Below are 8,856 nucleotides of genomic sequence, written 5' to 3' on the forward strand. Positions count from 1 at the left end.
AAAGAAGAGTTAGCTAAAATGCAGGCCAAACTAGATGAGCAGCAAGTTGATAAGAGTGAGATTGTTGCTGTTGTAAATGATGAAAAACTTACCGGAGATAAATATAATCAAGCCTTGATGTCAATCCAAGGCCAAATGCAACAAATGGGTCAAGATCCAACTAGTAAAGAAGCTTCTAAACAAATAAAAACTCAGACACTTGATTCTCTTGTTAATCAAACATTGATCCGTCAAAAAGCAACTGAAGCAAAATTGACTGCAACTGAAGAAGAAGTGAATAAAGAGTATGCAACATACGAAGAACAAGTTGGTGGAGAAGAAGCAATGGCTAAAGCTCTTAAAGCACAAAAAATGGATAAAGAGACTTTAAAAGAACAAATTGCTGAGTCTATTGTATTTGGTAAATATCAAGATAAGGTAGCACCAGCGAAAGAAGTAACCGACAAAGAGATACAAGCTTATTATGATCAAGCTGTAGCTCAAGCAGAGGGAACTGAACAGAAACTACCACCACTTGAAGAAGCAAGTAAAGAAATCAAAGGAATTCTTGAACAACAACAACAGCAGGAGCTATTTGCTGCTCACGTTGAAAAACTCAAAGCAGATGCGAAAATCGAATTAAAGATTTAATGTAATTAGAAAAGCACTTTCCATAGCGGAGGGTGCTGAAAAAGTACCCGAAGCCACCCTTTCTCGATTTATCGAGAAAGGGTGGCTTTTCTTTTGTATAATAAAAGGACTTACTTAGGTGGTGTCTTGAATGATTTCAAATCACCATTCTCTTTCGCTCAGTCCATTTATGGCAATTTACGATATTGTAGTACCGAAATATAATATGCTTCGTCAAATTAATGAGTTAGTCGATTTTTCATTTGTCCTGGTAGAATTGCAGAATAAATATTGTCTCGATAAACGGTCGCAATGCATAGTGAAGGGTGCTTTTCTTATGCCATTTCAAACGAACAAAGGACATCTCAGGCGTTAGCCGTGAGATGTCCTTTGTCATTTACTTATTTATTTTTTGTATGCGATTAAGACAAGTTTCCCTTTATCGAGTTCTTTTTCGTATTGTTCTGCCTCTTTAACGGTTAAACCAACCGACGCCATTTTGGTACGCAGTTCATCACCACGTGAGCTTGTAATATTTTTCATGCTGTCGAGTAAGCCTTGCTCTTTCACACCGACACTTTCCGTGTCCAGAGCATCTGTTATATGTTTTGAGCGATCTTTATCATGTGCAAAGATATAAATATCATCATGAGTAAATCCTTGCGCTTCTAACTTTTCAATTTCTGTTTTCGCCTGCACTGCATTTTCTACTGTTAGTTTTACTGTCAAAGTAATCCCTCCATTATTTATAGCTTATTACACTACATACCACTTAAGTTGCACGGTTAAACAAAAACAGAATAAATAGTGTAATTTGAAGGGGGAATTTCATAACGACAGTGCCACAATTAATTGTCGAAGAATAATATGAAATTGTAGAAAGGGGATGTTAATGAAATTTAAAGTTTTAGTGGTGTTTGGGTTACTGATATCTTTGTTAGCGGGCTGTGGAAGTAACCCTATAGAGGAAGATTTATTAACGTATATGAATGAGAGCTTGCCGTCACTTTCCGAGCAAGAATTTGAGGCAGTTGCATTATACGATAGTGTTTCAGGTCCTAACTATACAGATGATGAAACGTTGTACTACACAATATTATATGAAGTTATTCCAAAATATCGAGTTTTTATTGATAATTTAGAGAAAATAGAAATAGAAACTGAAGAATTAACTAAAATACACGAAATTTATATTGAAGCTGTCAATATCCAAAACAGTGGTTTCTTAACCATACTTACGGCAATTGAAGAGCAAGATTCAGAAAAAATCAATGAAGCAAATGCAAAACTTACTGAAGCTAGAACTATGATTAGGGACTATCAAAATAAACTTGATGCCCTTGCTGAAGAAAATGATGTAAAAATAGAATAAAATCTGTCTACATCGGTTGTAATTGAATTATCTGGCGTTATTTTTAAATGACATCTCTTATTATCTTGCTAAAAATCAAATGCAGTGTAGAAATACACTTTCAATATAAAAAAGCACCACAACAGTCGAAAGGTTGTGGTGCTTTTTGCGTTTGGAAAAAGAGAAGTTACAAATCAAATCCGTTTAAAGGAGAATCATTGGACTCTATTGAATTGTAATGTATGATTCCATTTTCTCCACGTTTTTTTGCGTGATTGGATGTACCTTGTTGAGCTCATCTTTTTACACCATAACCAGTGATTGAAAATTCATCAACAACGTTGAGGTGAAATTAATCATGAGAAAAAGAAGTTTTCTTTTTCTTAGTTCTGTAACGTTCATTAGTTTCCTTGTATTTGTATATTTCTTTAAAGGTGGATTTATCCTGAACACTATTGGCATTCACATTGATCTTCCTTTGGAACAGGTTGTTCATGTACCTGAAGCCTATTCTTTGGTCGATAGTAACGACAATTCAATTGCTGATCCAATTGATATCGTAAATTCAGCTAGGAAAGAAGTTGAGAATCGTACCAATTATAAAAGTGGTTACTATGATGGAGGATACCCTCCAGACGATGAAGGAGTATGTACGGACGTTATTTGGCGTGGTTTAAAAGGTGCTGGAATCATCTTAAAGGATGTTATAGATTTAGATATTAATAAGCACACCAATCTATATTCAAGAGTAAATGGCAAGCCTGATCCTAATATCGACTTTAGACGAGTTCCAAATCAAGACGTTTACTTAAATCGTTTTGCTCAATCTTTAACGACTGAATTAATATCTGGTAATATTGAAAATTTAGAGCAGTGGCAACCAGGAGATATGGTCGTGTTTTTAGAAAAAGGTTTCCATCATACAGGAATCGTTTCAGACAAACGTGCTGAGGATGGAACACCATACTTTATTCACAATATCCGTCCATTTGCAGCTGAGGTGAAACTGTCTTCTTTTAAAACTCCAATCGCAGGACATTATAGATGGAAGTACTAAAAAAAAATAAATTATACAAGGGGGTCTTTGAAATGTTGAACAAAAAAAATTCTTTATTTGAAGCATTTAAACAAACAAAGTATCAGATGGCTGATMATGGGAAAAGAGATATTCACATTCTAAAAGAGGCATTTCAAGCAGTTGATGGTGAACAGGGAAGTGATATATATGGTAAAGGGAAAATTATCGAAGATTTTCAAGACAAAATGGCTGCTTATTTAGGGAAACAAAGGGCCGTCTTTTTTCCAAGTGGAACAATGGCACAGCAAATCGCTTTACGCATATGGTGTGATAAAAAAGGAATAAGAAAAGTTGCATATCATCCATTATGTCACTTAGAAATTCATGAGGAAGATGGATTAAAAGAATTGCATCACATTGAGACTGTGTTGCTGGCAGATAAAACTCGAGTGATTGAATTGGAAGATGTAATTACCATGGAAGAGGAAATCTCTTGCTTACTGCTCGAATTACCTCAACGTGAAATTGGTGGTCAATTACCTGATTACGAAATGCTTGAAAAGATTTCAAGTTATTGTAGGGATAAGGGAATTAAGTTGCATTTAGATGGTGCACGACTTCTCGAGATTGTTCCATATTATAATAAAACTGTTGTTGAGATTTGCAGTTTATTTGATAGTGTTTATATTTCGGTTTATAAAGGAATTGGTGGGATAGCAGGAGCAATTCTTGCGGGTGATCAAGACTTTACCGAGGAATCGAAAGTATGGAAAAGACGCCATGGTGGGGACTTAATCAGCCTTTATCCGTACATCATCAGTGCTGATTATTTTTTTGATCAACGGTCACAGAAAATGAATCAGTATTATGAAGATGCTAAAGAACTTGCTGAACTTTTCAACTCATGTCATGCAATTTCAACTTTGCCGATGGAGCCTGTTTCAAATATGTTTCATGTGCATTTTCATGCCCCAAAAGAGCAAATGGAATCGGTATTGATAGAAATCTATGAGACAACAGGTATTGGTTTAACAAGCTATTTAAGAGAAACAACTGAGGAAGCGTGTTCTTACGAAGTAAGTATTGGCGATCAATATGCGGCTTTACCAAAAGAAAAAGTAAACCATGTATTTAAACTGATTGATGAAAAAATGAGAGAACTGAATTAAATATCACTGATAATTTGGAAAACGCGAGATAATTTACCGAGTAACTAAAACTGTAGTTTAAGAATGGAGAACAAATTGATCTGCATAATACATATGTATGGTACAGGATTGGACACAACTCTAGGTTGTGCCCGAATCTGATACCCTTTAGATTAATATGTTTTTTCTGCTTCAGTCTTTTTGCGCTGATTAGGAGTCATCGGTTCGTGTTTTGGTTTCAAATTCCCTAATTCAGCTAACTCTAAAGAAATCTCTTCTTTACCTTGGCTAGGCCGTGGTCTCGCGTTTTTTGATGTTTGTTGCATTGAACCTGAATTTTTAAAAGCTCCATTTAGTTTATCTTTGTCCATAAAAAAACCCCTCTCAACTATATCGTACCTCCTTAACATGGTTCAAAAAGACGTAAAAATGTATTTAACTTAAATTAAATATTTGAAAGAAATTTTTATAAGTGAATAACATTTTTTAATGGATACTTCTTCGTTTTTTGCGAAAATGATTTACCTTATATCTAAAAAGTATCGGTATCATAAGTTGTCTCCTTTCATACTATGAATAAACCAAACCCTACTGGAGGGAATAGGATGGACATTTTAAATAAGGTGAAGAGATACCGGAAAGAAGAACATGAACTTAAGTGGGAAGGTACGTTTGCTGATTACTTAGCCATTGTGAGAGAAAGACCAATTGTTGCCCAGATGGCTCATTCACGTGTATATAATATGATCAATAGCTCTGGTTTAACGGAAAGAAATGGGCAGAAACTGTACCACTTTTTTGGAGAAGAAATATTTGGACTTGAAACGTCAATTGAAAGACTTGTAGAAGAGTATTTTCACCCTGCAGCCAAAAGGCTGGATGTTCGTAAACGCATTCTCTTACTCATGGGACCGGTAAGCGGAGGGAAATCGTCCATTGTGACATTGTTGAAAAGAGGACTTGAAAGCTATTCTAAGACAGATGATGGAGCGGTTTACGCCATTAAGGGATGTCCGATGCATGAAGATCCTCTACATTTAATTCCTCAACATTTGCGTGCTGATTTTACTGAAGAATACGGCATTCGCATTGAGGGGAGTTTGTCTCCATTAAATACGATGAGACTTGAAAAGGAATATGGAGGACGTATTGAGGATGTGCTGGTTGAGCGTATTTTATTCTCAGAGGATAAACGAGTTGGGATTGGAACTTTTACACCATCGGATCCGAAATCACAAGATATCGCCGATTTAACGGGAAGTATAGATTTTTCAACAATCGCTGAGTTTGGATCAGAATCTGATCCTCGAGCATACCGATTTGACGGCGAGTTGAATAAAGCGAATCGGGGAATAATGGAATTTCAAGAAATTTTGAAATTGGATGAAAAGTTTCTTTGGCATTTATTATCGTTAACGCAAGAAGGTAATTTTAAAGCTGGCCGGTTTGCATTAATCAGTGCAGATGAGATGATTGTAGCCCATACAAATGAAACCGAGTACCGTTCATTTATTTCTAATAAAAAGAATGAAGCACTTCACTCTAGAATTATCGTTATGCCGATTCCATATAATCTTAAAGTGAGTCAGGAAGAACGTATTTATGAAAAAATGATTCGCGATAGTGACATGAATCATGTTCATATTGCTCCACATGCACTGAGAGCGGCTGCTATTTTTTCTATATTAACCAGACTTGAAGTCCCTAAAAAACAAGGGATTGATATTGTGAAAAAAATGCGTCTATACGATGGTGAAAGTGTAGAAGGATTTAATCAAATTGACGTTGAGGAATTAAATAAAGAATTTCCAAACGAAGGTATGAACGGCATTGATCCGCGTTATGTAATCAATCGAATTTCTTCGGCCATGATTCGGAAGGAAGTTCCCTCGATTAATGCACTGGACGTATTACGTGCACTGAAGGATGGACTTGATCAACACGCCTCCATTTCTCAAGAGAATCGTGAAAAATACTTGAATTATATTGCAGTCGCGAGAAAAGAATATGATGAAATTGCTAAAAAAGAAATACAAAAAGCCTTCGTCTATTCTTATGAAGAATCTGCGATTACATTAATGGATAACTATCTTGATAATGTAGAGGCATTTTGTAATAAAAATAAACTCAGAGACCCTCTTACCGGGGAAGAAATGAATCCAGATGAAAAATTAATGCGTTCTATCGAAGAACAGATTGGTATTTCTGAAAATGCGAAAAAAGCATTCAGAGAAGAGATTCTCATTCGCCTTTCTGCCTATGCAAGAAAAGGCAAACGTTTTGAATACAATTCCCATGAACGTCTTCGTGAAGCCATTCAAAAGAAACTGTTTGCGGACTTAAAAGACGTCGTCAAAATTACCACATCATCCAAAACACCTGATGAATCTCATCTTAAAAAGGTTAATGAAGTAGTTGCAAGACTTATTGATGAACATGGTTATAATTCGACTTCAGCAAATGAATTATTACGTTACGTCGGTAGCCTGCTAAATCGATAAGGTAATACCTAAAGTTGAAAAACAAGACTAATTTTTTATTAGTCTTGTTTTTTTTATTTATAAGGTGATGGCAATAACTTACCTGCCATAGCATAGTATAAGGAAATTAAAAACTTTCTAATAAGAGATGGGTGTGGATGGAAATGAACGACAAACAAGAAAATCATTATGTCATCTCACAGGAAAACTGGTCTCTCCATCGCAAAGGACATCAAGATCAACAACGTCATATAGACAAAGTAAAAGAAGCTATTAAGAATAATTTGCCGGATTTAATTAGTGAGGAAAGTATTATTATGTCAAATGGACGAGATGTAATTAAAATTCCAATTCGTTCATTGGATGAATACAAAATCCGGTACAATTACGATAAATCAAAACATGTAGGCCAAGGCGATGGAGATAGTAAAGTAGGGGATGTAGTCGCTAGAGGATCAGGAGAAGGAGAAAGCGGTTCTGGTAAAGGGAAGAAAGCCGGTGATCAAGCGGGAGAAGATTTTACCGAAGCGGAAATAACTATGGCTGAGTTGGAAGAGGTCCTTTTTAAAGAGCTGGAATTACCAAATTTAAAGCAAAAGGAACAAGCTGAAATCACAACAGATAAAATTGATTTTAATGATATTCGAAAAAAAGGCCTGATGGGGAATATTGATAAAAAGACCACAATATTAACGGCAATTAAAAGAAATGCAATGAAAGGTAAAGCTGAAATTTCACCCATTCACAATGAAGACTTGCGCTTCAAAACATGGAATGATGTCGTAAAACCTGAATCAAAAGCTGTTGTTCTTGCGATGATGGATACTAGTGCTTCCATGGGGGCTTTTGAAAAATATATGGCAAGAAGTTTCTTTTTCTGGATGACTAAATTTTTACGTTCAAGATATGGAACAGTCGAAATTGAATTCATCGCTCATCATACATTAGCAAAAGTTGTATCAGAAGATGATTTTTTTACAAAAGGAGAGAGCGGTGGAACAACTTGTTCTTCTGCTTATCTAAAAGCATTAGAACTTATTCAGCAAAAATACAGTCCTTCACGTTACAATATTTATCCTGTGCACTTTTCTGATGGAGAGAACATGCCAAGCGATAATGAGAAATGTATAAAACTTGTAAATGAACTAATGGCGGTGTCGAGTATGTTTGGTTATGGTGAAGTGAATGCACATAGCCGTTATTCCACATTAATGTCCACATATAAAAACATATCGAATCCAAAATTTCGTCATTATGTATTGAAAGAAAAAAACAACGTATATGATGCACTGAAAAGCTTCTTTCAACCAGATCAAGCTCCAGTATGAGCCGAGTGATGTGCATTGTGCCAGTATATGAAAAGTACACTCGGAGGGATTGAGCTCATGGAAAAAAACATTAATCATGCTATAGCTGAGATTACGGAAATTGCATCTGGATTTGGCCTTGATTATTATCCGATGCGTTATGAAATTTGTCCTGCTGATATTATTTATACGTTTGGTGCGTACGGTATGCCGACACGATTTACGCATTGGAGCTTTGGAAAACAATTTCATAAGATGAAGCTGCAATACGATTTTGGCTTAAGTCAAATTTACGAGCTTGTTATTAATTCAAATCCTTGTTATGCATTTTTGCTTGATACCAACAGTCTTATGCAAAATAAACTCATCATTGCCCATGTCCTTGCTCACTGCGATTTTTTCAAGAACAACGTCCGATTTTCAAATACGAGACGTGATATGGTGGAAAGCATGACGGCAACTGCTGAACGAATCGCTAGCTATGAAATGATTTATGGGAAAGATGAAGTTGAAAGTTTTTTAGACGCTGTTTTAGCTATTCAAGAACATATTGATCCTTCTATTATCAGACCCAAACTACCAGACTACAATTTAGATGAAGAAGAAGAAGAGCTTGTTAGGAAGACTCCTTACGATGATTTATGGAACATAGGTCAACCAGTAATTGATAATAAAAGCATCCCACAAAATAGAAAAAAATTCCCACCTAAGCCCGAAAAAGATCTTTTACTATTTATAGAAGAATACAGTCGTGAACTAGAAGACTGGCAACGTGATATCTTAACCATGATGCGAGAGGAAATGCTCTATTTTTGGCCGCAATTAGAAACAAAAATCATGAATGAAGGATGGGCAACCTTCTGGCATCAACGAATACTAAGGGAGATGGATTTAACAACTGACGAAACAATCGAATTTGCAACATTAAATGCAAATGTTGTTC

9 protein-coding genes and 1 pseudogene are annotated in these 8,856 nt (G+C 35.7%); 8 read left to right on the forward strand and 2 right to left on the reverse strand.

All coding sequences use genetic code 11. The annotated features are described in order from the left end of the window. On the forward strand, window positions 1–630 hold a 630-nt coding region (locus tag AC1DOS_RS15315; protein WP_477538195.1), incomplete at its 5' end, for a SurA N-terminal domain-containing protein. Between the two features lie 130 nt (window positions 631–760). Further along, window positions 761–926, forward strand: a pseudogene (locus AC1DOS_RS15320) (transposase); the annotation flags it as partial. An 88-nt stretch (window positions 927–1,014) separates the two neighbouring features. Here the strand turns inward: AC1DOS_RS15320 and AC1DOS_RS15325 are convergent. Then, window positions 1,015–1,338 carry a YflT domain-containing protein gene (locus AC1DOS_RS15325; protein ID WP_108586622.1) on the reverse strand — a complete coding sequence of 108 codons (324 nt, stop codon included), beginning with the start codon at window positions 1,336–1,338 and terminating at the stop codon, window positions 1,015–1,017. 163 nt (window positions 1,339–1,501) lie between these two features. Between AC1DOS_RS15325 and AC1DOS_RS15330 the strand changes: the two genes are divergently transcribed. From AC1DOS_RS15330 to AC1DOS_RS15340, 3 genes are all read left to right on the forward strand, one after another. After that, window positions 1,502–1,981 (forward strand): hypothetical protein, encoded by a 480-nt coding sequence (locus AC1DOS_RS15330; protein ID WP_477538196.1) that lies wholly within the window; start codon window positions 1,502–1,504, stop codon window positions 1,979–1,981. Between the two features lie 337 nt (window positions 1,982–2,318). Next, the gene (locus AC1DOS_RS15335; RefSeq protein ID WP_477538197.1) at window positions 2,319–3,017 is read left to right on the forward strand and encodes a DUF1287 domain-containing protein; all 699 of its coding nucleotides are present in this window, start codon (window positions 2,319–2,321) and stop codon (window positions 3,015–3,017) included. 35 nt (window positions 3,018–3,052) lie between these two features. Further along, on the forward strand, window positions 3,053–4,147 hold the full coding sequence (locus AC1DOS_RS15340) for a threonine aldolase family protein (protein WP_477538201.1): 1,095 nt from the start codon (window positions 3,053–3,055) through the stop codon (window positions 4,145–4,147). A gap of 152 nt (window positions 4,148–4,299) precedes the next feature. On the opposite strand, the gene AC1DOS_RS15345 is transcribed toward AC1DOS_RS15340, so the two are convergent. After that, entirely contained in the window at window positions 4,300–4,497 is a 198-nt protein-coding gene (locus AC1DOS_RS15345) for a hypothetical protein (RefSeq protein WP_108586619.1), read from the reverse strand. Window positions 4,498–4,731: 234 nt separating this feature from the next. Here AC1DOS_RS15345 and AC1DOS_RS15350 point away from each other — a divergent pair, with 234 nt between their 5' ends. The 3 genes from AC1DOS_RS15350 to AC1DOS_RS15360 form a co-directional block, all read left to right on the forward strand. Continuing rightward, window positions 4,732–6,627 carry a PrkA family serine protein kinase gene (locus AC1DOS_RS15350; RefSeq protein WP_477538198.1) on the forward strand — a complete coding sequence of 632 codons (1,896 nt, stop codon included), beginning with the start codon at window positions 4,732–4,734 and terminating at the stop codon, window positions 6,625–6,627. A 143-nt stretch (window positions 6,628–6,770) separates the two neighbouring features. Then, on the forward strand, window positions 6,771–7,934 hold the full coding sequence (yhbH, locus tag AC1DOS_RS15355) for a sporulation protein YhbH (protein ID WP_477538199.1): 1,164 nt from the start codon (window positions 6,771–6,773) through the stop codon (window positions 7,932–7,934). A 57-nt stretch (window positions 7,935–7,991) separates the two neighbouring features. Further along, on the forward strand, window positions 7,992–8,856 hold an 865-nt coding region (locus AC1DOS_RS15360; protein WP_477538200.1), incomplete at its 3' end, for a SpoVR family protein.

This window comes from Paenisporosarcina sp. P5_A11, from assembly GCF_056400705.1.